Origin of the sequence: Bacillus sp. FSL K6-0138, from assembly GCF_037982765.1 — a bacterium.
GTDB classification, from domain to species: Bacteria; Bacillota; Bacilli; order Bacillales; family Bacillaceae; genus Bacillus; species Bacillus glycinifermentans.
The window spans coordinates 3,339,912-3,363,457 of the sequence record NZ_CP150286.1 but is presented as its reverse complement, the minus strand read 5'-3'; the positions used below and the strand labels follow the sequence as shown (position 1 = coordinate 3,363,457).

Here is a 23,546-nt window from a genome sequence, read left to right as displayed (position 1 = left end):
AGGATGATGCTAAGCAGGGCGTGGCAGACTGGGAAAGCAGCCAGAATAAATATCTTTAAAAAGATCATTCAAATAAAGGCGGTAGTTTGTTTCAAGCTGTGCATAAAGCAGGCTGACAGGAATCGGTAACAGCATCAGAAGCAGGACGGGGCGGTGCTGGATGTACCTGCCCTGAACGGAAACCGGTTTTTCTTGTCGAAAAATCTCTTTTTTGCTTTTTGACGGATAAGCTTCCGGCAGCCTAAAATAAACGGCAAGCCAATAAAGAAAAAGTGTGCATGCCTGAAAACCGAAGATCACGACGGACTGATACGAATAGACGGCAAGCAGCCTTCTAGAATGCGCAGCACGGCAAACACCTCCCCCCGCTTTCCGCATCCTTCTGAGCCTGAAACGAAATGCCGTTTTATAAAAGGTATGGCCGGTCTTAAGTGAAGAACGGGCTGTTCATTTTCTTTTTCAAAAATACAGGAAATAGGCGGTCCTGGGAAAGCAATTTTCGCCGCAAATGATAAACGTGCCCGGAATCCGTCATGCGTCCAGCGGCGTTAACCCGGCAGCATGTTGATTCGGGTCTGACATACATTAAAGAATGACCTCCTGTTTATACTAAATCTCGGGAGGTAAACCGACTTATGATGAATATTTGGATAACTGGACTTTTATTATTGGCTCAGCCTGCAGAGTCTTCAGACAGCTTAACGATCACACAGCGAGGGCAGACGATTGAAAATGTTAACCGCGAGGACTTTACATTACCACTTCCCGGCACTCCAATTATCGACGGGGGAAAATACCGTTCATTCATTGATAAGCTTGATCGAAAAATTTACCGGGCTCCTGTAAACGCCGTCATCAATGATTATGGAAAAATCGTCCCCGGTAAAGTAGGCTACAGACTTTATCGACATGCGTTTAAGGAACAGTTTTATTCCTATTTCTTCGGCAATGGCCCTTCGAAAGTAGAAGTGCCTGAATTGAACATTTACCCGAAGGTTGACAGCGAGCTGCTTGCCCATATCCGGGTGCAGCAGATCGGTCAATACGTGACTTATTTTAATTCCGGCAATAAAAGCCGTTCACACAATATTTCTCTTGCTGCCAAAGCGATTGACAACCACGTTGTTTTTCCAAATGAGACGTTCTCATTTAACGAGGTTGTCGGGCAGAGGACTAAGAACAAGGGATACATGAGCGCTCCAATTATCGTCAGAGGTGAATTGTCTGAAGGAATCGGCGGAGGAATCTGCCAAGTATCATCAACGCTGTATAATGCCGTCGACCGCGCGGGGCTAAAAATCGTCCAGCGCTATTCCCACAGCAGGCGCGTTCCTTATGTTCCGCGCGGACGCGATGCCACGGTAAGCTGGAACGGACCCGACTTCCGCTTTCAAAACAAATATAACCAGCCGGTCTTGATCAGGGCGAAACGATATGGAGGGAGCATGGTTGTCACGCTTTATTCTTCAGATGTGATCAATAACGAAATTCGAAACGTTCCAAAGGCCCCGTCCCGGCTGCCAAAAGAAATTAATACAGAACAGTAAACGGCCCCCTTTTCACTTGTCCTTCGCGGGCAGTGTGATGACAAATTCGCTTCCTTTCGGATATCTGCCTTTCACCGTTATTGTGCCGCCATGATGTTCGACGATTTCCTTTACGATGGCAAGTCCCATTCCGGTTCCGCCGGTTTGTCTAGATCTTGATTTATCGATGCGGTAAAACCGTTCAAAAATAAGCCCGCGCTCTTCTTCGGGAATTCCACAGCCCTCGTCGGCCACCGTTATGATGATGTTACCTTTCGATTTTAAGGCTGTAACGGCGACTTTCGTATCAGGCTCGGCATAATGCCGGGCGTTATTCAGCAGATTTGTGATCACTTGGGAGAAGCGCTTTTCGTCAAGCGATGCATATAAATCCTTCGGGGCGTAGAAGGAAAGGCTGATACGTTTTTCGGAATAGGCGATTTGCGACTTCTGTACTTCCTTTGCTATAAACGTGTGCAGGTGAACCGGCTCCTTTCTGATCGTAAAGCTCGGCTGCTTCATCTTCGTCAGCAAAAAGACATCATCGACAAGGCGGGCAAGATTATCCGTCTCTTCTTTAATAATGGACAAATATTTATTTCTGGATTTTTCGTCAAGCCCATTCCTCATTGAAATATCAGCATAGCCTTTTATATATGTGATCGGTGTCCTCAATTCGTGGGCTACGCCGGATAAAAAGTCGTTCCGTTCCTTTTGCAGCCGGTTCAGGCCGGAGGAGAGGTTTTCGATCGATGCGGCGAGTTCTCCAAGCTCATCAGTCCTTTTCATATCGAGTGAAATATCGTTTCTGCCGTTGATGATGTTTTCGGTCGTTTTTTTCAGCTTGATGATCGGCTTTGTCAAAAAACGGCTGAATAAAAAAATCGCGATTAGCGTAAAAATGCCGGTTAAGCCAAAGCTGATGATAAAACGCTCAGTAATGCTCTGTACCAAAGCTTGGATGGAGGAAGTCTCCAAAAACATAAACACATAGCCGGACGTTTTTTCGCCTTTCATGATGGGGCTGATGGTACAGATATATTTCGATGTATTTAAATGGTTCGACAGGGCGATGCCGGCTCTTGGTATGTTTTTTTGTTCAACATGAAGGTGCTCTTTTATGTCGCCGGGGACGGACTGTGCGAGCACGCGCCTGTTTTTGTCGGTGATGATGACGTTCGTCTCAGCTTCGGTTTCCATAAGGGCGACGTGTTCAATCGTCCTTTGATCAAAGTGCTTTTCCAAGACGTCCCTGTGGCTGTTTCCCCTTTTTTGAAGGGCCTGAACTTCTTCGTTGATTCTTGTATCGACAATCGATGAATACAACGTGACAAACAGGACGGATTCGATGATGAGGGTGAATATGAAAAATGCCCCTGCGAGTTTAAATGAAATGCTTTTCATCATGCCTGATTCCTTTGCTTGTCCATTTATAGCCGACACCGTACACGGTCTGAAGGTAATCGTGCACGGGGAAGCCGGCTTTTTTCAAACGGTTTCGCAAGTTTTTCATATGTGAATCGATTGTCCGTGTATCAATATCGGCGTTAAACCCCCAGATTTTTTCGATCAATTGGTCTCGTGCGAGCACCTGGTCCTGATGGTTCAGCAGGACGCCGAGCAGTTCGAATTCGCTCGGCGTGATCTCTGTTTCCCGGTTACTGACGCGGAGCGTATGCTTTTCTTTATTCCAAATTAAATTAAGAAAACGAATTTCGGTCTGTCTCTTCGTTCGCCTTAAGACTGCTTCTATTCTGGCAAGCAGCACTTTTTCGCTGAACGGCTTTGTTAAATAATCGTCGGCGCCGCCGGTCAACCCCCTGACGATGTCTTCCTGTCCGCTTTTTGCGGTGAGCATGATAATCGGTACATTTGTGAGTTTTCTGATTGCCGCGCAGGTTGTCCAGCCGTCCATTTCAGGCATCATCACGTCAAGGATGACCAGGTCAAATGCACGCTGTTCGATCAAAGCGAGCGCTTCTTTTCCGGAGGATGCTTTCGAACATGTGTAGTTTTCCAAATACAGCTCAAGCAAATCAAGCATCCGGATTTCGTCATCTATCAATAAGACATTCAATGCTTTAGCACCTCTTTGCTAGCTTTAGTGAAAATAAGACTGCTACATTTTAAAAATATACCCTATAAGGGTATATTGATCAAGTTATTGAAAAGGGTCGCGGGCGGGCTGTTTTGTCAGAAAATACAAAAACCAGACCGCATGGTTTTGCTCATCGGCGGCTGCCCGTTTGAAAGCCTGTTTTACCGTTTTGTCCCGGGTATAGTCGGCAATGTTCAAATAGAAATCGACCGTTTCCTGTTCGTCTTTAAATGCGAATTCCAAGCCCGTTTTGTATTGATCAGGGCATGGCTCCGTTATTTTGATATCCGGTTTTCTGCCGGCTATGGACATGAAAAGATTGATAAATGTATTGAAATGGCGGATTTCGTCCTGCCTGATCTCCAATATCTGCTTTTTTATATCGGGAGTTGCCGCCATTTGCGCGAGTTTTTGATAACAAATAACTGCGCTGTGCTCTCCGTTTACCGCCTTTTCGATATCCTTGATCAGCCTGTCGTGCTGTCTGACGGGATAAAACGTCTGAACGTGCCACATCATGCTCACCTCGCTTTTTTTTAGCGTCTTGCCTTGCCAGTATATGAGCGGAAACCGCTGCACGTGTTTGCCGAAAAAAGTGTCAATTATGTCACATCTCCCGAATCTATTTTAAAAACATGGAGTTTGACGTAAAATGGTTGTTAGCGCCAAAGTACATACCTCAAATTGGAGTGAAATTGATGAAAAAGACGCTTTTACTGGTAATGACGATGCTTTTGGCATTTGCGCTTTTCGGCTGTCAGGCCGGAAAGGATGCTTCAGGGAAAGATCAGTCTGAAGACGTTCAGCTGACCGTTTCCGCGGCTGCGAGCCTGAAAGACGTATTGACGGAGCTTTCGTCTGAATATAAGAAGGATCATCCGAATGTCACCGTCAAGTTTAACTTCGGTTCATCAGGGGCCCTTCAGCAACAGATCGAACAGGGAGCTCCGGCCGACTTGTTTTTTTCGGCTGCACAAGACAAATTTGATAGATTGGTTGAACAAGGATTGATTTCAAAAAGCGATTCAGTCAACTTGCTTGAAAATTCGCTGGTGCTGATCGTTCCGAAAGAGAAAGCCAAGCAGGTCAAAAGCTTTGAAGACCTGACGAAAAGCGGCGTCGATAAGCTTGCGGTCGGGAAGCCTGAATCCGTTCCCGCCGGAAAATATGCAAAGGAGACGCTGACAAGCCTTCATTTGTGGTCTAAGGTTCAATCTAAAATCGTTTACGGAAAAGATGTCAGACAAGTGCTTTCCTATGTTGAAACTGGCAATGCGGATGCAGGCGCCGTCTACCGGACGGATGCTCTTACCTCCGATCAGGTGAAGGCAGTAGAAACCGCCGCTTCTGATCTTCACACTCCGATCGTTTATCCGCTCGGAATCGTAAAAAATACGAAGCATAGAGAGCAGGCTGAGCAGTTCTACAAATTTTTGCAAAGCGACGAGTCCGTTAAAAAAATGGAAAAGTACGGGTTTAAGAAAGGCTGATCGCCGGGATGCTTGAGGAATTTCTTTCCCCGATCAAGATTTCTGTCCAAGTGACGATTGCGGCTGGGATCATCGCCGTCCTGTTTGGCACTGCTGCGGCAAGATTAATGGCGCGTAAGCGATTTAAAGGCAAATCCGTCGTCGAGACGGTCTTGATGCTGCCGCTTGTCCTTCCGCCGACTGTCGTCGGATTCTTTTTAATCGTCATATTCGGAAGACAGAGCGTGATCGGCCGCCTGATTGAACACGTGTTCCATGCGCCTGTTATATTTACCTGGTGGGCGGCGGTGATCGCGGCGGCTGTCGTTGCTTTTCCGCTAATGTACCAGTCGGCGAAGGCGGGCTTTTTGGGTGTTGACCGGGAGATCGAAGATGCCGCAAGAGTTGACGGTGCAAAAGAATGGCAGGTGTTTTTATTCGTCACCCTTCCAATGGCGTCAAATGCAGTGATGACAGGGAGCGTTCTCAGCTTTGCCAGGGCGCTCGGCGAATTTGGCGCGACGCTGATGTTTGCCGGGATTATTCCGGGTGTGACGGAGACGGTTCCAACGGCGATCTATTTGTCGATTGATTCGGGGAATATGACGCTGGCGTGGCTGTGGGTCGCCTCGATTGCGGTTATCTCGTTCTTCATGCTGTTTTTTGTGCAGTTTAAGCAAAAATAGCCGTATGGGACAGTTCTCATACGGTTTTTTCCAGTTTTGCAGAATGGTTATTTTGGCGATGATTCGATAGAATAGAAAGGAAATGAACAAAGAAAGGAGACGGACGTAATGGGAGCAGTCTTTTTATCAGGCAGGTCCGGGAGTGGGAAAACGACCTTCATCTTGGATGACATCAGAGAAAAGCTTCGCCATGACCCGCTCGGGAAACCGATCATTTTTCTAGTCCCGGATCAGATGACGTTTTTAATGGAATATGAGCTTAGTAAAACTCCCGATTTGGGCGGGACGATCCGCGCCCAGGTTTACAGTTTTTCAAGGCTTGCCTGGCGAATCCTCCAGCATACGGGAGGGATGAATCGTCCGTTTCTGACGGGGACGGGCATTCAAATGCTTCTTCGCAAATTGATCGAAGAGCATAAGAGCGAGTTTAAAGTTTACCAGAATGCAAGCGATAAAAGCGGATTTACGGAGCAGGTCGAACGGATGCTGACCGAGTTTAAACGGCACTGCCTGCCGCCTGAGGGCATTCGCGAGATCATGCAGGGAAGCGGGGCATCGGAATATGAGGAGGAACGGATTCTTTCCGACAAGCTCCATGACCTCTACATTTTATACAGCAGGATGGAAGAAGCTCTCGAGCATCAATACGTTCAGTCAGAAGATTATTTGACGCTTTTGGCGGAGCAGATTCCGCACGCCGCAGAGATCAGGGACGCTTCGATTTATGTGGACGGTTTTCATCAATTCACCCCGCAGGAGATGCGCGTTCTTGAACAGCTGATGGCGCATGCCCGGGAGATTACGTTTTCTTTGACTGTGGACGAGCCTTTCGCCCACCATGCACCGCATGATCTGCATCTGTTCCGGATGACGGGAAAGGCGTATTTCGATCTTTGCCAAAAGGCGCGGGAGCTCGGCCTCGACTTGTCAGAGGTCCGGATGGAAGGGGCGAAACGGCACAGCCATGCCCCTGAACTTGAACACTTGGAACGGCAGTTTGATGAACGGCCGGCAAAACCGTATACGGGAACATCGGAGTCTTTTTGCCTCATGCAGGCGGCAAACCGGAGAACCGAAATCGAAGGGATCGCGAGGGAAATTCATTCCCTGGTGCATAGCGGCAGATTCAGGCTGAAAGATATCGCGGTCATCGCCCGCAATCTCGAAGATTATAAAGATACGATAAAAGAAGTGTTTACGGATTACGAACTTTCTTTTTTCATAGACGGAAAAGAGTCCATGCAGAATCATCCGCTGATCGAACTGATCCGTTCAACCCTTGATATCATCAAAAGCAACTGGCGATATGAAGCGGTGTTCCGCTGCATCAAAACAGAGCTTTTATTCCCGATGGATGAGCCGAGGGAGCGGGTGCGGGATCAGATCGACCAGCTCGAAAACTATTGCATTGCCTATGGGATTAAAGGCGAGAGATGGACGAGCAAAGACCCGTTTACATACCGCAGATACGCCTCATTGGATGACGACTTTGCCAAGACCGACCGGGAGATTGAGACAGAAAATATGCTCAATGACTTAAGGAGCTGGATCGTACCGCCAGTCCACCGGCTGCAAAAACGCTTGAAAAAAGCGGGATCAGTCAGGGAAATGGCTGAAGCCGTTTATCTTTATCTGGAAGAAGCGGACGTTCCGATGAAGCTGGAACAGGAACGGCAGCTTGCCGAAGAAAGCGGCCGGATCGCGGAATCAAGACAGCATGATCAAGTATGGGACGCAGTTATTCAATTGCTGGACGAGTTTGTGGAAATGATGGGAGACGAGCGCATATCGTTTTCCTTGTTTCAGCAAATGGTCGAAACCGGTTTGGAGTCTTTAACATTCTCGCTGATTCCGCCCGCTCTTGATCAAGTATTTATCGGGAATATGGATTTATCTAGAATGTACGGGACGAAATGCACGTTCCTCATCGGGGTGAACGACGGCATTCTTCCCGCAAGGCCGGCAGATGACGGGGTTTTGACAGATGACGACAGAGAGTGGCTGAGACGAAACGGTGTCCAGCTTGCAGCAACGGGCAGAGAGCAGCTGCTTGACGAGCATTTTCTGATCTATATGGCGCTCTCAAGCCCGTCAGACAAGCTTTATGTTTCATATCCGATCGCGGATGCCGAAGGAAAGACGCTGCTTCCTTCAACTGTTGTGAAACGATTGGACGAGCTGTTTCCAAGTAGCGGAGAAAAGGTGCTTGTCAATGAACCGGAACAGCTTGACGATGAAGAACAGCTCGAATTTCTCGTCAATAAAAGCACGGCGTTAAGCTATTTGACAGGACAGCTTGGTATATGGGCGAGGCAGTATGCAATCAGTGATGTCTGGTGGAGCACATACAACTTTTTGATGGATGAGCCGGACCGCGGCTTTTCGAAAAATATTCTGTCCAGCTTGTTTTTCCGGAACAAGGTGCACAGGCTCACCGAGCGCGTGAGCCGGGATTTGTACGGAGAGAACATCCAGGGGAGCGTGTCGCGGATGGAGACGTATAAAGCCTGTCCGTTCTCCCATTTTGCTTCCCACGGCTTAAAGCTGAAGGAACGCCAATTTTTCAAGCTTGAAGCGCCTGATATCGGCCAGCTGTTTCATTCCGCGCTGAAGCTGATTTCAGACCGACTTCATGAACTGAAGCTTGATTGGCGGGATCTGACGAAGGAGCAATGCGATACATTGTCGAGCGATGCCGTGGAGCGGCTTGCGCCAAGGCTGCAAAAAGAGATATTGCTCAGTTCGAACCGCCACCACTATGTCAAGCAAAAGCTGCAAAAAATCATTGCAAGGGTGTCCGGCATTTTAAGCGAGCATGCAAAAGCGAGCGGATTTGCTCCCGTCGGGCTGGAGCTGGGATTCGGCGGCAACGGACCGCTTCCTCCGATGCGGTTCACCCTTAAGAACGGGTGCACAATGGAGCTTGTCGGCCGGATTGACAGGGTCGATAAAGCCGAAAGCTCAAAAGGTCTGCTGCTTCGAATCGTCGATTACAAATCGAGCGATAAAGGCCTCGACTTAGCCGAAGTGTACTACGGCCTAGCCCTGCAGATGCTGACATACCTCGATTTGTCGATCACGTATTCGGCCGAATGGCTCGGGATGAAGGCATCGCCGGCCGGGGTTCTTTATTTTCACGTGCACGACCCGATGATTCAGGCCTCCGTGCCGCTCAGCCTTGATGAGATCGAAAAGGAAATATTCAAGAAGTTTAAGATGAAAGGGCTCCTGTTAGGGGACCGGGAAGCGATCAAGCTGATGGACACCGCCCTTGAACAGGGCAGGTCCGACATCATCAGCGCCGGCTTGAAGAAGGACGGTTCTCTGCGTTCGGATTCGGATGTTGTCACGGAAGATGACTTTCATTTGTTAAGGCGCCACGTCCGCCGGACGTTTCAAAAAGCAGGCGAGGAGATTACAGACGGCAATGTGTCGATCGAGCCTTATAAATTAAAGGACAGAACCCCTTGCACATACTGCGCTTTCAAATCTTTCTGCCAGTTTGACGAATCGCTTGAAGAGAATGAATATCGCGTATTGAAGCCGGAAAAAGACAATGTCATATTGGAATGGCTGAAAAAGGAGGATGAGGCAGATGGAAACGGCTAAGCCGAAAAACAGCACATGGACGGACGACCAATGGAAAGCGATCGTCTCATCCGGCCGGGATATTTTGGTCGCCGCTGCGGCGGGCTCCGGAAAAACGGCCGTCCTTGTCGAGCGGATCATCCGAAAGATTACGGCAGAGGAAAATCCGATCGATGTCGACCGGCTGCTCGTCGTCACCTTTACGAATGCATCGGCGGCGGAGATGAAACACCGGATCGGTGAAGCGCTTGAGAAAAAGCTCGCCGAAAACCCCGGCTCCCTTCATTTGCGCAGGCAGCTTTCCTTGCTGAACAGGGCGAGCATTTCGACATTGCATTCTTTTTGTCTTCAGGTCGTCCGCAAGTATTATTATATGATCGACGTTGATCCGGCTTTTCGGATCGCCGATCAGACAGAAGGCGAGCTGCTCGGCGATGAGGTCCTTGACGAGCTGTTTGAAGAAGAATATCAAAAAGGCGACCCGGCTTTTTTTGAGCTGGTGGACAGATATACGACAGACCGCCACGATCTCGATTTGCAGTACCTTATCAAACGGGTTTACGAGTTTTCCCGCTCACATCCCGACCCGGAAGCGTGGCTTGAAAAATTTATGAACCTGTACGACGCAGATCCCGGCGCGAAGATCGAGTCGCTGCCGTTTTATTCCTACATCAGGGAAGATATCGCGCTTGTGTTGAACAGTGTGCGGGAAAAGCTGACCCGCGCGCTTGAGCTGACAAAACGGCCGGGGGGGCCGGCTCCGCGCGCTGAAAACTTTCTCGACGATTTGGCGCAGATCGACAAGCTGCTTGAGCATCAGGATGATTTTGAGGCCCTTTATGAGCTTGTGCCGGCTGTTTCGTTTCAGCGGGCCAAACCGTGCAAAGGGGATGATTTCGATCCGTCTTTAATCGACGAAGCGACAGACCTTCGGAACAGTGCAAAAAAAATGCTTGAAAAGCTGAAAGGCGACTATTTCACCCGAACGCCGGAGCAGCATTTGGAGAGTTTGAAGGAGATGAAGCCCGTCATCAGGACGCTTGTCCAGCTCGTCGCAGAGTTCGGCAGACGCTATAGAGCGGCGAAGAAAGAAAAAGCCATCGTCGACTTCTCCGATCTTGAGCACGACTGCCTGGCGATTTTGACAAAGAAAAACGAAGGCGGGACAACGGAGCCGAGCGAAGCTGCGGCCTATTACCGGCACTTGTTCCACGAAGTGCTCGTCGATGAGTATCAGGATACAAACCTTGTACAGGAGGCGATTTTAAAGCTTGTCGCCAAGGAGGAGCACGAAGGAAACCTTTTTATGGTGGGCGATGTCAAGCAGTCGATCTACCGTTTCCGGCTGGCTGAGCCGCTTTTGTTTCTTTCGAAATACAAGCGGTTCACAGATGACGGTTCAGGCGCCGGACAGAAAATCGATTTGAACAAAAACTTCAGAAGCCGGTCCGACATTTTGGATAGCACCAATTTTTTGTTTAAACAGCTGATGGGGGAGAAGGTCGGCGAGGTTGTCTATGACGAACAAGCCGAATTAAAGCTCGGCGCATCGTATCCTCCCAATGAGAGCACAAAAACAGAGGTGCTGATCATTGAAAATGGGGAAGATGCGGCTGATGAAGAGGCAGAAGAGCTTGAAACGGTTCAGCTTGAGGCAAGGGCTGTCGCCGGACGGGTCAGAGAGCTGATTTCCGGCAAATTTCAAGTGTATGACGGCAAAACGAAAACGACAAGAAACATCCAGTACCGCGACATCGTGATTTTGCTGCGCTCCATGCCGTGGGCGCCGCAATTCATGGACGAGTTCAAGCAGCAGGGGATTCCGGTATACGCGAATCTGTCAACCGGATATTTCGAAGCGACAGAAGTAGCCGTTACGCTTTCACTGCTTAAAGTCATCGACAATGCCTACCAGGATATTCCGCTTGCATCCGTCCTCAGGTCACCGATTGTCGGCCTTGATGAAAACGAACTGTCCCTGATCAGAATCCGGGATAAAAAAGCGCCGTTCTATGAAGCGCTGAAGGCGTATATGGCGTCAGCGGACAGGGATGATCCGCTTTATGAAAAGCTTGCCCGCTTTGACGGGTTCCTGAAGAAGTGGAGGGCATACGCAAAAAACCATTCCGTGGCAGAGCTGATATGGGAAGTTTACCGCGATACGAAATATATCGATTATGTCGGCGGAATGCCGGGCGGAAAGCAGCGGCAAGCCAATTTGCGCGCGCTCTATGACAGGGCGAGATCGTACGAATCGACCTCCTTCCGCGGATTGTTCCGCTTTTTGCGATTTATTGAACGGATGCAGGAGCGGGGCGATGACCTCGGAACGGCGCGGGCTTTGAGCGAACAGGAAGACGTCGTCCGCCTGATGACGATCCATTCGAGCAAAGGCCTTGAATTTCCCGTCGTATTCACGGCGGGCCTCGGCCGGAATTTCAATATGATGGATCTCAACAAATCGTATCTGCTTGATAAAGAGCTCGGGTTCGGGACGAAATTTATCCATCCGAAATGGCGCATCAGCTATCCGACGCTGCCGCTTGTGGCGATGAAGAAAAAAATGCGGCGCGAGCTTTTATCAGAAGAGCTCCGCGTCTTGTATGTCGCTCTCACCCGTGCAAAGGAAAAACTCTTTTTGGTCGGAACGGCGAAAGACAAGGACAAGCTTTTGGCAAAATGGCGGACCTCCGCCTCCCATGCCGAATGGCTGCTTCCTGATTTCGAACGCTTTCAGGCGAAATCGTATCTCGATTTTATCGGCCCAGCTTTAATGCGGCACAGGGATATGGCAGACGGTGATCTGAATTTGCCGAATGATGACATCCGTCAGCATCCGTCCCGTTTTACGATCAGCTGGATATCAGCAGGAGAGCTGCAGGCCGAAGATAGAGCGCAGACTGAAGAAGAAAAACACGAACGGCTGTCACTGGTAAAAAAAGGGCTGCCGATCGATGGGGCTTTCGATTATGAAAAAGAAGTCCGCGAACGGCTGACATGGTCGTATCCTTTCCGGGATGCGTCACAGGTCCGCACAAAACAGTCTGTCTCCGAAATCAAGAGACAGAAGGAGTACGAGGATGAGTACGGCGACCGTTCATTGATTCGTCCGGCAAATGAAACTTTGCTGTTCAGAAGACCCTCTTTCATGATGGCAAAAGGGCTGACCGCCGCTGAGCGGGGAACGGCAATGCATACAGTCATGCAGCATCTTCCGCTCACTCGCGTCCCCGAAAAGGATGAGCTCGGCCGTCTGCTGGACATGCTTATCGAAAAAGAGCTTCTAACGGAAGAGCAACGCGCAGCTATCGAAGAAGATGACATTCTCGCGTTTTTTGATACGGATATAGGCGGAAAACTGCTTGGCGCCCGCCGGGTTGAGCGGGAAGTGCCCTTCAACATGACGCTGCCTGCACGAGAGGTTTATCCAGGCTTCAAGACTGCCGATGACCCCGTCTTAATTCAAGGGATTATCGACTGCTTGTTCGAAACCGATGACGGCTTTTATTTGCTTGACTACAAAACCGACCGGATACACGGCAAATTTCAAAACGGCTTTGAAGGAGCGGAGCCGATTTTACGAAAACGCTACGAGACGCAGATCAACCTTTACGCCCGGGCTGTCGAAACGATGCTTAAGACGCCTCTGAGAGGAAAGGCTCTTTACTTTTTCGACGGCGGGCACGTGATCCTGTTTTGATGAATGGTTACCTTCCCCCAGCTTTCCGAGCGGGGGAAGTTTTGATAAAAAGAGAGGTGACAGAGATTTGAGAATTTTACATACGGCTGACTGGCATTTGGGAAAAACGCTTGAAGGAAGAAGCCGATTGAAGGAGCAGGAGGATTTTCTAGATGAGCTCGCCCGGATCGTAAAAGACGAGAATATCGATGCCGTTGTCATGGCGGGAGACGCTTTTGACACTGTAAACCCGCCGGCTCTTGCCGAACAGCTTTTTTATGAAAGCCTCTCCGCCTTGTCTGATAAAGGAACGCGCCCGGTGGTCGTGATCGCAGGAAACCATGACAATCCCGACCGCCTTTCGGCCGCGTCACCGTTAACGACTGACCACGGCATCTATCTGATCGGATATCCAAAAGCCGAGCCCATTGACATAGAAGTCCCTTCTTCAGGAGAAATCCTTTCCATTGCGGCGCTTGCCTATCCATCAGAATCAAGGCTGAATGAAGTGCTGTCTGATACGTTTGATGAAAAGCTGCTCCGCGATCGGTATGACGAAAAAATTAAACAGACCTTTCAGCATATGAGCCGAAAGTTTAAAAAAGGCGCCGTTCAGATCGCGGCGAGCCACATTTATGTGGCAGGCGGCAGCCAGACTGATTCAGAGCGGCCGATCGAAGTCGGCGGCGCGTATACGGTGGCGGCGGAAAGCCTGCCTGAAGGCGCCGCATATGTGGCACTCGGCCATCTCCACCGTCCGCAAACGATAAAACGTGCCCGCACACTTGCAAGATATTCCGGTTCACCGCTCGCCTACAGCTTTTCAGAAGCAAGCTATGCCAAATCGGTCACGGTTGTGGAAGCTGCTCCTGGCGGGCCGGCGGCAGCCAATGAGATTTTCCTGTCGAGCGGAAAGCCGCTTGTGAAATGGAAGGCAACGGAAGGCATCTCACAGGTGTACAGCTGGCTTGAAGAAGAGCGCGACAAAAACGCGTGGATCGATCTCGAAATCCATTTGACAGACCAGCTCTCCATTGAAGAGATTCACCGTTTGAGAAAAGCGCATCAGGGAATCATCCACATCCGGCCGGTGTTTCAAGACATTCCGCCGTCTGCCGACCAAACGGTTCAGTCGCGGCAGGTCCCGATTGAAGAAAGGTTTATCGCGTTTTACGAAAGGCAGACCGGCGGAGCGGTTCCGGATGAAGAAACCGTAAAATTGTTTTTAGAGCTTGCATCAACAGCGAAACTGGAAGAGGGGGATGACTCATGAAGCCGATTTCCCTGTCCATCAAGGGGCTGCACAGCTTCAGGGAAGAACAGGTCATTGATTTTGAAAGCCTGTGCGATTCCGGCGTATTCGGCATATTCGGGCCGACCGGGAGCGGAAAATCGTCGATTTTGGACGCCATGACGCTGGCGCTTTACGGAAAAGTGGAGCGGGCCTCGAACAATACACACGGCATTTTAAACCATGCTGAGGATGAGCTTGCCGTGTCTTTCACGTTTAAGCTGCAAACCGGCCATGAGACGGCATATAAGGTGGAGCGGGTGTTTAAACGAACGGATGACGTGAAAGTGAAAACGTCCATATGCCGCTTTATCGAAATGAAAGAAGAACAAACCGTTTTGGCTGATAAAGCAAGTGAAGTCAACCGCAAAGTCGAAGAGCTGCTCGGCTTAACGATCGATGATTTTACGAGGGCGGTCGTGTTGCCGCAAGGGAAATTCGCCGAGTTCCTTTCTTTAAAAGGAGCGGACAGGAGGCAAATGCTTCAGCGCCTCTTCAATCTTGAGCAGTACGGCGACCGGCTCGTGAAAAAGCTCAAAAAACAGGCGCAGGCGGCGTATGCGAAAAAGAATGAAATGCTCGCCGAGCAAGCCGGACTCGGAGATGCCGATAAAGAGGCGTTAAAACGCGCGGAAAAGCATCTCGGGGAAGCCGAGCAAACGTTAGAGAAAAAACGCATCGAACGGGACAGCAGCGCCCGGCATTTTACCGAATGCCAGGAGATTTGGAATCTGCAAAAGGAAAAAGAAGGCTATCTCAGAGAAGAAGAAGAGCTCCTTGCACACAAGGACGCGATTGCCGAAAAGGAAAGACGCCTCACGCTCGCCGAAACGGCAAACACGCTAAAACCGTACGCGGATGCGTATCTTGATGCCAAAGAAGACGCAGCGCGCGCCGAAGAGGAGGAAAAACAGGCGCGCAAAGAGCTGCAAACGTATGAAGCCCTCTATGAGAAAGCGCAGCACGAATACGAAAACTTCAGAAACGGCAAAAAAGAAAAAGAGCCGGAGCTGTTGAAGCAGGAAGAGCAGCTCACAGCCCTGAAGGAAATCGAAAAAAAACGGCTTGCCGTCCAACGGGAGGCCGATCGGAAACTGAGCGAGAAGGCCTTAAAGGAAGACGAAATCAAGCGTGCGACAGATGAGCTTCAAAAGGTAAAAAGCCTGCTGGAGCGGGGGATGACGAGGCAAAATCAGCTAAAAGCGGAACTGAAAGCCGTTCAGGTGTCAAGCGTTGAACGAAAAAACTGTCAAACCGCCAATCAGCTTGCATTTCAAATTAAACAGCGGAAACAGGAAACCGAAAGAGAACAGGAGCGTCTGTACAAGCAGAAGGACGTGCTCAGCCGGCTTCATAAAGAAGAGGAGCAAATCAAGCGCAGCATCAAGGCCGAAGAAGAGCATATTCAGGCTGGCTTTTCCGCGGTCGAACGGGCTTATGCAATGGTCTGCGATGCCGAACGCGCCCTCTCTGAAACCGTCAATCTCGCCGCCAAAAAGAGGGATGAACTATCGGCGAAACGGGAGGCTGCAAAAACGGAAGAGCTGACAAAGGAATTGGCAAAGCAGCTCAAAAAAGGAGAGCCCTGCCCGGTCTGCGGGTCCATCCTGCATGAAAAACCCGCCCATTTCAATGGAGAGAGCGTGTCTTTCAAAGAAACGGAAGAAGCGTTGCGGGAAGCTGAAAACATCATCCAAGAAGCTGCCGAACTGGCTCAGGAGTTTCTTTCTGCTAAAGTGGCGCTTGAACAGCAGTCAGACCATCTTATCAATGAATGCCCGTTTTTAACGAAAAACGAACCTCAATTGCCGGAAACTGCCGCTTCATTAGAAGAATCGTCTACACCTGAGCGCTTCCGCCGAATCGGTTTTGAGTGGAGGGGGATCAGGCAGGATCTGACAGACATTAAAAGCCGCATGCCAAAGCTTCTTAGCGCATACAAGGAAACCGCCAAAAAACGCGAACAAATTCGCGAGCGGATCGGCTACGAAGAAAAAGAGAAGGAACGCCTGGAAACGGGCGTCAAGGAGCTCAGCGCTTCATTGAGCGAAATGGAAACAAGTTTCGGCGAACAATTTGACGGCCTCTCGTATGAGCAGGCCGAAACATGGCAAAAATCGATCGAAGAAAAAGATCTTGCGGCCGAAGATTACGAAAAAAGGATCGAAAAGAGCGTCGGTTTTCTCAAAGAGCAGGAACAGCAAAAAGGGGAACTGACAGAGCGCTTGTTTACCCTCGATAAAGAGCAGCTCGACCTCCATTATGTGATCGAAGGGCTGAAAAAGGAAATCGGCGAATACGAAAAAGAGCTCAAAGATTACCCTCACGCAGCTGCCATCGATGAACATCTTGAGGACGTGAAGACGCAATTGAAAGAGCTGAATGAGCGGGAACAGGTTCTTTATGAGCATCTGAAGGAAACGGATTCGCGCGTCAACAGATGGCGAGCCCGGACAAACGCGTGTGAGCTCGCAGTCCGCGAAGCGGCGGCAAGGCTCGCAAAAGCATCTGGCATCTGGACGGAGAAAGCGGAAGGCACAATGTTTGAAGATGCCGCAGATGTGAAGAAGCACCTCATCGGGCAGGAAGAGCTTGAACGTTTGAAAAAAGACATCCAATCGTATTGGGATCATACAAAGCAATTCAAATCAAATATGAAACGGATTGAGGAAAAGCTCGGAGGCAGGTCGCTTACCGCGGAGGAATGGGAAAAGGCGGAAAAGAGAAAAGTTGAGGCCGAAGAAGCATTCGGCAGAGCGCTGGAGGAAAGAGGGGCAGCGGTAAAAGCGCTCCATGTCATGCGCGAGAACCATAACAGATTCAAGGAGCTTGAAGCCTCCTTGAAAGAATGGCAGACCTATATCGATCGCCTTGATAAACTTCAGGCTGTATTTAAAGGAAACAGCTTTGTTGAATATTTGGCGGAAGAACAGCTGGAAAGCGTCACAAGGGACGCATCGGCAAGGCTTGGCGGACTGACAAGGCAAAGATATGCGATTGAGGTCGATTCAGAGGGCGGTTTTGTTATGAGGGATGATGCCAACGGCGGAGTCAGGCGTCCCGTCACAAGCCTGTCCGGCGGTGAGACGTTTTTGACATCGCTTGCGCTGGCACTTGCTTTATCCGCGCAAATCCAGCTTCGCGGAAAGTACCCGCTCCAATTCTTTTTCTTGGACGAGGGCTTTGGAACGCTTGATCAGGATTTGCTGGATACGGTGATTACGGCATTGGAAAAACTCCAATCCGACAATTTGTCGGTCGGTGTCATCAGCCATGTTCAGGAGCTAAGGGCAAGGCTTCCGAAAAAGCTGATCGTCCGCCCGGCAGAGCCGAGCGGCAGGGGAACCGCCGTATCACTCGAAATGATCTGACGCGCCCGGTTATAAAACACAAACCAAAAGCAGCCTCCTTCTGTACGAATGGGGCTCTTTATGCATTTCCGACAACATCCTGGTCGCTGACATCGGGGTCTATATAATTCGTAGCGTTTAAACCATTGTTAACAAGCAGGAAGTCTCCTGTATTACCAGCACCTGAACCAAGTGCGGATTTTGAAGAGCTTTTTGGAGAAAGGTAAAAGGAATCACCGAAGTTTACGACTCCGCCTGAGATAGAGTTGATCTTGATAGGTCCGACAATTGCTGGCATGATAGATCGACACCCTTTATAGAAGTCTCGAAACAGTATATGCCGGACGTTTACCTATTGTGAATTGACCGGAGGCAGGTTTCGAATGTGCTTGATTCTCGTTTCGGTGTCGATGCGGCCGGTCGAGCCGATATGGGCAATTGCAGAAGAAGATATACTTTGCACTTTAATCGCCCTGACACGGATGACCGGGTTTTCATGATAAAATGCGGAGTATACCCCGGTTTCCGGCAGAAGCCGGGGAACCGGTTCCCGGAAAAGTTGAAAATCTTCCTGCTTAAATGAGCCTTCATTGCCGAAATAGTTGGGAAGATACCGCTGAACGGCGAGTACCTTTTCCCTGGCAAAGAACTCCTGTGTATCACCGATTTGAAGCGTGCTGCCGGTTCCAATAAATTGCACTTTTAAAAACTTGACTTTTGACGTTCTGTTCAGCATTATTCCGGCTGCAGAGGCGTAATCGGCCCGACGATGAGAGATTCCGGCGGCGTGTCAAAAATCGATGACAATGATATGGACTCGGTATCCCCGATTAAAAAAACAGATGAACTTGAAACCCCGGTAATTTTAATGTTGCCTACGTCCAAACAACGGTTTACAACAGTAAAATTCATTCGTTTTCATTTCCTTTCATTTCATCTGGTATCGCTTGTAGAAAGTGTTCAATCGCCCGGATGATATCCCGTTTTACGTGTTCGGCCAGCTTTTCTGCATGCTCTCTCGGATTACCGAACTCTCCGGGTTTTAAATGTTTGGCATAATAGCGGAGACGGCTGTCGATCTGTTTTCGGATGTCTTCGATGATATGATGCCGGTTTGTTTCATCCAATTTGCTGTCATAACGGCTCTCCAGCTGTTCAAGGTGATGCGGAATTTCTTCATTTAAGTAAGCATCAACGAGGAGTCTTGCGTGCTGCAAGAGCTGGCCGTCCATTTCCTGCTGGAGCATCCCGATTTCCGGCGGCTGCTGACCGATTTGAAAGTTCTCCACCTGCTCCTGTTCTGCCGGATTGAGCCCGATGTTGAGCGTTCCTTCCAACCGTTCGATTTTTAATTGATCAAATTTGTATTCAACCCGGTCGATCCTTGTTCCCGGATTTTCCTTCATTCTGTTGAGCTCTGTCTGAATGGCAATCATTTGCCTTTCAAGCTGCTGAATTTGTGCGGCCTGCTGCTGCAGAACTCCATACGCGTTTTGCGAATAAGAAGGATTCATTTGATTCATGAGTCTGCACCTCCGCGTACTACCCCTGCGCCTGTAGGAGCCACAAGAGGGGTAAGGATTGGCTGAGGAACCTCTCCGGTTACAGGCGGAGCAGCCTCAGTATAGCTGCCGGTATTGTACAAATTGGAAAGCGTTTTAACAGAACCGGCGCTCCCGATCTGCAAGACGGAAGAGTTGCTGATCCCTTCTATTCGCAGGTAATTGATTTGTATCGTTTGATTAATATAGAAGTTCATGATCTCACTCCTTACAGGTTTCCTGCGACCGGCTGATCGATCAGATCGGTATCGTTTGTGCGGGTAATGCTGTTTTGGTTGTATATGACGGTTCCGTCTCCGGTTACAAAACTCCCGGCGCCGGCAAACGTTTTAAGTTCGGAATAAGGAGAGATCGTAATGCAGTCCCCGATATGAACAATCCCGCTTGAACCTACGGCATTTACTTTAAAAGCTCCGACAATCGCTGGCATGAAAGCACACCCTTTACAAACATTCTTATGGGCTATACACCATATCTTATGTTCATTGGGCTCTTTTGTGATAAGGGTGAAACTATTTTCTGAAAAAAACGTAAAAAGCAAGCAGAAGCGTGTTGCGGGGGGTGGAAGTGAGCATGTATTTCGAGCTTCAATATGATTCATTATTGCTGGCATTTCTTTTTATGTTTACGGCCTACGCTGTCGGGATAAAAAAACAATTGTGGCTGTTGAGAGGATTTCAGCAGTCAAGGATCAGAGACAAGGATAAACTCGCTGAAACAGCCGGATATTTCTTTTTAAACAGCGGCTTTTTCCTGTTGTTGAACGGCTTTGTTTATATACCGTATCAAGAGACGTTTACACCACCTGCCATCCTTGCTTACGGTGTCTGTACAATCATATATGTGCAGAAAACATTGGTTGATTAGAGGATGGCATCAAAAAAAGACCGGCGGCTGTTACAGCTCTGCCGGAAAAAAGCAGTATTGCCCGGGGCGGCGGCTTTTAGGAAGTTCGGCGGCCGCGGGTTTTAAAAGCGTCTTCGGGTTGCATGCCGTTTTCGTGTTTCTGCATTTTTTGATTGAGCAAGTTGTCCAGTTCCTGACTGCAGCGAATCGCTTCTTTTGAATTGATTCCGAATTTTTCAGCGGTTTCGAATAAGTCTAACCGTTTTGCTTCAATTTTCTTGTTCATCATGGCAGTCTCCAACCTTCACATATATTTTGAGCCGGTGAATCAGCTTTTACAGCGGAATAAAAAAGTGGATATTGATAGTATACCCTATTTTGTGATAAAAGGATTTTTTTCGCCAATATGACAAAAAATGTGACAATTTTCGGCGCAGACGTGTGTTTCGTCTTAAAGCCTGGCCAGCTCAAAAAGCAAAAAGCGTTTTCTCTTTTCAATATACTGAAAAATCTGTTTTTGTTCATCCTCAAGCTGCTCGGAGGTGATGGTTGTGTAAGGATCCATCTGAAGGAAAGGTGTCAGGTCGGCATGCCATTTTGTCAGAAAAGGCGAGAGCCGGCTGATCGTGAATTCGTGCTGCAGGATGTGCCTCATTAAAATGGAGTATTGGGCTTTGAAGGCCGGGATGTCCAGCAGCCTCGCGGATAATGTGTTATAGCCTGTCACCGGAATGCGGTCATGCTTCATTTCTTTGCCGTTGATGTTCCGCCCCCATGTCGCATCATAATCCCAGGGGATGATTTGGAAGGATCCCGTCTTTTCATTGAAATACAGGGCGTAATTATGAACAAATGCGTCGAAATTTTGCGTGCACACCGCTCCGATCAGCCATAGCAAATATTGTTTGACATGAAGGTATCGTTTGATTTCTTTTGCAAAGACATCGTCTTTTGCGGTGTTGATAAAGTAGATAAACTCCTGGAGCGCATCGTCGTGCCTCACCGAACCCGATTTTCTTTCATAGCCCTGCAGGAGATTTTTCTTTGCCTGCTTATCGAAAGAACTCAAAAGGGAAAAGTTGGCATCGTCATCAACAGCGTAGTAAATCGCCCCGTCTTCCAAATTTCTTTTCTTTAAGAATGTATCGTCAACAGATTCGATTTTTAAATAGATCCCTTCTTTTTTTCCGTTGATATAAAGGAACACGTGCGAGGCTGAGGGAGAAAGGACGCCGATTTTTTCAAAGAAATGAAAGGAGAGCCTGTTTCGGATGTAGGAAGGATCATTGAATTCGGCGTTTAAATGGAATTCGGATTCCCCGTTTTTCGAATGCTTGCGATATTGAATGTCATACGATTTTTTTTTCAATTTGCGGGTGTGCGATCCCCTGTAAGAAACGAAGACGGGAATGTTTGCCGAACTGGTTTGTAGCATGCCGGGGACCGCTTTGTCGCTCCAGATGTCTTTTTTTAATTCAGTTAATCTGCTCTGATCAATGTTCAGCCTAAAGGCCGGCAAAGCAGTGCCACTCATGATCATTTCCTCCTTTTTTATCTGACATATCATATGTGGAAAAAGCCTGTCCCGGAAGCGCATGGCCTAAGTTTGCATAAAACAGTCATTTGCCTCAGTACACCTGTCTCTACTCTAGAGTATGATAAAGCAGGACATAAAAAGGTGGATAGGAGGGTTAAAAGATGAGTGATGTCCATGATCATGATATTCAACAAGCGGTAGACCAGCTGAAGAGCGAGGGCAGAGATCAATATTTAGACCGTGAGCCTGATTCTCCGGCAGCCGAAGAAACCAGGCCCGCCAGCATTTTTGACCTGTGGTGGGGGATAAGGCCGCACAGAAGCAACCGGCATGAGAAAAGCAAGGAGCACGAGAAAAGCAAGGAGCACGAGAAAAGCAAGGAGCATGAGAAAAGCAAGGAGCACGAGAAAAGCAAGGAGCACGAGAAAAGCAAGGAGCACGAGAAAAGCAAGGAGCACGAGAAAAGCAAGGAGCACGAGAAAAGCAAGAAGCATGAGAAAAGCAAGGAGCATGAGAAAAGCAAGAAGCACGAGAAAAGCAAGGAGCACGAGAAAAGCAAGGAGCATGAGAAAAGCAAGAAGCATGAAAAAAGGAAAAAACACGAGAAAAGCAAAAAACCGGAATACGGGCACAAGCGGCCTGAATATCGTTCTCACAAGAAAAAGCATTACAGAAAAACGAGACACGGCTATGAAAAATATACGGAATATTATGAGGGAAATGTAACAGAGGTCAAATATCGCAAAGTATAATCAAAGCGGCTTACTGCATTGTGAGCCGCCATTTTTTTAGGTGTGAAAACCGGGACTTTAGAACGGGTTTTCACATTGCAGAAAGGATTTTTTAACGGTCTGGAGAATATAAAAAAAAGTTAAGCTGAAATCTAACTGCGGGGGAATTTTGAATGAAGTTTGCGACAGCAGTGCTGCACAGCCGTCAATTTGTGGGACTTGTCATTGGCGATAAAATCATGGATTTGCACAAAGCCGAAAAAAAGCTGTTTGAGCTTGAGACTATACCTGAAACGCTCATCGGGTGCGTGAGCGAGGGCGACAAGTTCGTCCGGCATGTCGAACAGCTTGTCGAGTGGTCAAAGAAAAAAAATACCGAAGAAAGCGGTTCGTATATTTATCCGCTGTCAGATGTCAAGCTGCTGGCGCCCATTCCAACGCCGCGGAAAAACGTCTTTTGCATCGGAAAAAATTATCGGGACCATGCGATAGAAATGGGAAGCGAATCAGACATTCCGAAACATATCATGGTCTTTACAAAAGCGCCGACTTCGGTGATCGGGCACCTTGAAGAGATCGATGCCCACAAAGGCGTGACAGAAACGCTAGATTATGAAGGGGAACTGGCCGTCGTCATCGGCAAAACGGGAAGACGCATCCCGAAAGAACAAGCGCTTGACTATGTATTCGGCTATACGATTATCAACGATGTGACTGCGCGCGATCTGCAAAAGCGGCATAAGCAGTTTTTTATCGGAAAAAGCCTTGACGCCACATGTCCGATGGGGCCGTATCTTGTACATAAATCAATGATTGAAGACCCGCAGCAGCTGAAAGTGGAAACGCGGGTCAACGGTGAACTCCGCCAGTCGGGCGATACGAAAGATATGATCTTTTCGGTTGCCGAGATCATTGAGACGCTGTCAAAAGGAATGACGCTTGAAGCCGGCGACATTATCGCAACGGGCACGCCGTCCGGGGTCGGCAGCGGGTTTCAGCCCCCAAGGTTTCTGCACGAAGGGGATCAGGTCGATATCACGATCGAACCGATCGGAACGCTTTCGAATCTTGTAAAATAAACCTTGTTGCATAGTGGGTATTTCTGTATAATGAAATTATAAAATTTTTCGAAAAGAGGGATGTGCGATGAGAAGACAGATTGTGAAGTTTGCAAGCTTATTCA

General features: G+C 48.7%; 22 protein-coding genes. 10 read left to right on the top strand and 12 right to left on the bottom strand.

The window, feature by feature from the left end; translation table 11 throughout:
* Window positions 1-9 precede the first annotated feature (9 nt).
* Window positions 10-378 (bottom strand): hypothetical protein, encoded by a 369-nt coding sequence (locus MHB78_RS17830; protein ID WP_231592704.1) that lies wholly within the window; start codon window positions 376-378, stop codon window positions 10-12.
* A 257-nt stretch (window positions 379-635) separates the two neighbouring features.
* Here MHB78_RS17830 and MHB78_RS17825 point away from each other — a divergent pair, with 257 nt between their 5' ends.
* Window positions 636-1,547 (top strand): VanW family protein, encoded by a 912-nt coding sequence (locus MHB78_RS17825; RefSeq protein WP_046131296.1) that lies wholly within the window; start codon window positions 636-638, stop codon window positions 1,545-1,547.
* A gap of 12 nt (window positions 1,548-1,559) precedes the next feature.
* Here the strand turns inward: MHB78_RS17825 and MHB78_RS17820 are convergent, their stop codons facing one another.
* From MHB78_RS17820 to MHB78_RS17810, 3 genes are all read right to left on the bottom strand, one after another.
* On the bottom strand, window positions 1,560-2,930 hold the full coding sequence (locus MHB78_RS17820; protein WP_046131295.1) for a HAMP domain-containing sensor histidine kinase: 1,371 nt from the start codon (window positions 2,928-2,930) through the stop codon (window positions 1,560-1,562).
* Window positions 2,911-3,603 (bottom strand): response regulator transcription factor, encoded by a 693-nt coding sequence (locus tag MHB78_RS17815; RefSeq protein WP_082094113.1) that lies wholly within the window; start codon window positions 3,601-3,603, stop codon window positions 2,911-2,913. Before MHB78_RS17815 ends, MHB78_RS17820 begins: the two co-directional genes overlap by 20 nt.
* 84 nt (window positions 3,604-3,687) lie before the next feature.
* Window positions 3,688-4,140 carry a ferritin-like domain-containing protein gene (locus MHB78_RS17810; RefSeq protein WP_046131323.1) on the bottom strand — a complete coding sequence of 151 codons (453 nt, stop codon included), beginning with the start codon at window positions 4,138-4,140 and terminating at the stop codon, window positions 3,688-3,690.
* A 182-nt stretch (window positions 4,141-4,322) separates the two neighbouring features.
* Between MHB78_RS17810 and modA the strand changes: the two genes are divergently transcribed.
* The 6 genes from modA (at window position 4,323) to sbcC (ending at window position 17,708) form a co-directional block, all read left to right on the top strand.
* A complete protein-coding gene (gene modA / locus MHB78_RS17805; RefSeq protein ID WP_046131294.1) occupies window positions 4,323-5,114 on the top strand; it encodes a molybdate ABC transporter substrate-binding protein in 792 nt (263 codons plus the stop codon).
* A gap of 8 nt (window positions 5,115-5,122) precedes the next feature.
* Window positions 5,123-5,779 (top strand): molybdate ABC transporter permease subunit, encoded by a 657-nt coding sequence (gene modB, locus MHB78_RS17800; protein WP_046131293.1) that lies wholly within the window; start codon window positions 5,123-5,125, stop codon window positions 5,777-5,779.
* A gap of 108 nt (window positions 5,780-5,887) precedes the next feature.
* Window positions 5,888-9,388 carry a helicase-exonuclease AddAB subunit AddB gene (addB, locus tag MHB78_RS17795; protein WP_046131292.1) on the top strand — a complete coding sequence of 1,167 codons (3,501 nt, stop codon included), beginning with the start codon at window positions 5,888-5,890 and terminating at the stop codon, window positions 9,386-9,388.
* Window positions 9,375-13,067: a helicase-exonuclease AddAB subunit AddA gene (addA, locus tag MHB78_RS17790; protein WP_046131291.1), complete on the top strand. Its 3,693-nt coding sequence runs from the start codon at window positions 9,375-9,377 to the stop codon at window positions 13,065-13,067. The genes addB and addA overlap by 14 nt, the downstream gene beginning before the upstream one ends.
* 67 nt (window positions 13,068-13,134) lie before the next feature.
* Entirely contained in the window at window positions 13,135-14,319 is a 1,185-nt protein-coding gene (sbcD, locus tag MHB78_RS17785; protein WP_046131290.1) for an exonuclease subunit SbcD, read from the top strand.
* On the top strand, window positions 14,316-17,708 hold the full coding sequence (gene sbcC, locus MHB78_RS17780) for an exonuclease subunit SbcC (protein ID WP_046131289.1): 3,393 nt from the start codon (window positions 14,316-14,318) through the stop codon (window positions 17,706-17,708). The genes sbcD and sbcC overlap by 4 nt, the downstream gene beginning before the upstream one ends.
* Window positions 17,709-17,766: 58 nt before the next feature.
* Here sbcC and MHB78_RS17775 read toward each other — a convergent pair whose 3' ends face one another.
* From MHB78_RS17775 to MHB78_RS17750, 6 genes are read right to left on the bottom strand one after another with little or no spacing between them, the layout of a single operon-like run.
* Complete coding sequence (locus tag MHB78_RS17775; protein ID WP_046131288.1) at window positions 17,767-17,985, bottom strand: spore germination protein; 219 nt, start codon at window positions 17,983-17,985, stop codon at window positions 17,767-17,769.
* 54 nt (window positions 17,986-18,039) lie between these two features.
* Entirely contained in the window at window positions 18,040-18,423 is a 384-nt protein-coding gene (locus tag MHB78_RS17770; RefSeq protein ID WP_046131287.1) for a spore germination protein GerPE, read from the bottom strand.
* Window positions 18,423-18,599 (bottom strand): spore gernimation protein GerPD, encoded by a 177-nt coding sequence (locus MHB78_RS17765; RefSeq protein WP_046131286.1) that lies wholly within the window; start codon window positions 18,597-18,599, stop codon window positions 18,423-18,425. Before MHB78_RS17765 ends, MHB78_RS17770 begins: the two co-directional genes overlap by 1 nt.
* On the bottom strand, window positions 18,596-19,210 hold the full coding sequence (gene gerPC / locus MHB78_RS17760) for a spore germination protein GerPC (RefSeq protein WP_046131285.1): 615 nt from the start codon (window positions 19,208-19,210) through the stop codon (window positions 18,596-18,598). The genes MHB78_RS17765 and gerPC overlap by 4 nt, the downstream gene beginning before the upstream one ends.
* Complete coding sequence (locus MHB78_RS17755; RefSeq protein WP_046131284.1) at window positions 19,207-19,446, bottom strand: spore germination protein GerPB; 240 nt, start codon at window positions 19,444-19,446, stop codon at window positions 19,207-19,209. Before MHB78_RS17755 ends, gerPC begins: the two co-directional genes overlap by 4 nt.
* Window positions 19,447-19,457: 11 nt before the next feature.
* Entirely contained in the window at window positions 19,458-19,679 is a 222-nt protein-coding gene (locus MHB78_RS17750) for a spore germination protein (RefSeq protein WP_046131283.1), read from the bottom strand.
* Window positions 19,680-19,822: 143 nt separating this feature from the next.
* On the opposite strand from MHB78_RS17750, the gene MHB78_RS17745 reads away from it, so the two are divergent.
* Window positions 19,823-20,116, top strand: a complete 294-nt coding sequence (locus tag MHB78_RS17745; protein ID WP_046131282.1) for a DUF3784 domain-containing protein — start codon at window positions 19,823-19,825, stop codon at window positions 20,114-20,116.
* A gap of 76 nt (window positions 20,117-20,192) precedes the next feature.
* Here the strand turns inward: MHB78_RS17745 and MHB78_RS17740 are convergent, their stop codons facing one another.
* Together MHB78_RS17740 and MHB78_RS17735 are read right to left on the bottom strand one after the other, a co-directional pair.
* The gene (locus tag MHB78_RS17740) at window positions 20,193-20,381 is read right to left on the bottom strand and encodes an aspartyl-phosphate phosphatase Spo0E family protein (RefSeq protein WP_046131281.1); all 189 of its coding nucleotides are present in this window, start codon (window positions 20,379-20,381) and stop codon (window positions 20,193-20,195) included.
* Window positions 20,382-20,546: 165 nt separating this feature from the next.
* Window positions 20,547-21,629: a CotH kinase family protein gene (locus MHB78_RS17735; RefSeq protein WP_046131280.1), complete on the bottom strand. Its 1,083-nt coding sequence runs from the start codon at window positions 21,627-21,629 to the stop codon at window positions 20,547-20,549.
* Window positions 21,630-21,793: 164 nt separating this feature from the next.
* On the opposite strand from MHB78_RS17735, the gene MHB78_RS17730 reads away from it, so the two are divergent.
* Both MHB78_RS17730 and MHB78_RS17725 read left to right on the top strand, forming a co-directional pair.
* Entirely contained in the window at window positions 21,794-22,384 is a 591-nt protein-coding gene (locus tag MHB78_RS17730) for a hypothetical protein (protein ID WP_340033076.1), read from the top strand.
* Window positions 22,385-22,536: 152 nt separating this feature from the next.
* A complete protein-coding gene (locus tag MHB78_RS17725; RefSeq protein WP_046131277.1) occupies window positions 22,537-23,442 on the top strand; it encodes a fumarylacetoacetate hydrolase family protein in 906 nt (301 codons plus the stop codon).
* The last annotated feature ends 104 nt before the right edge of the window (window positions 23,443-23,546 follow it).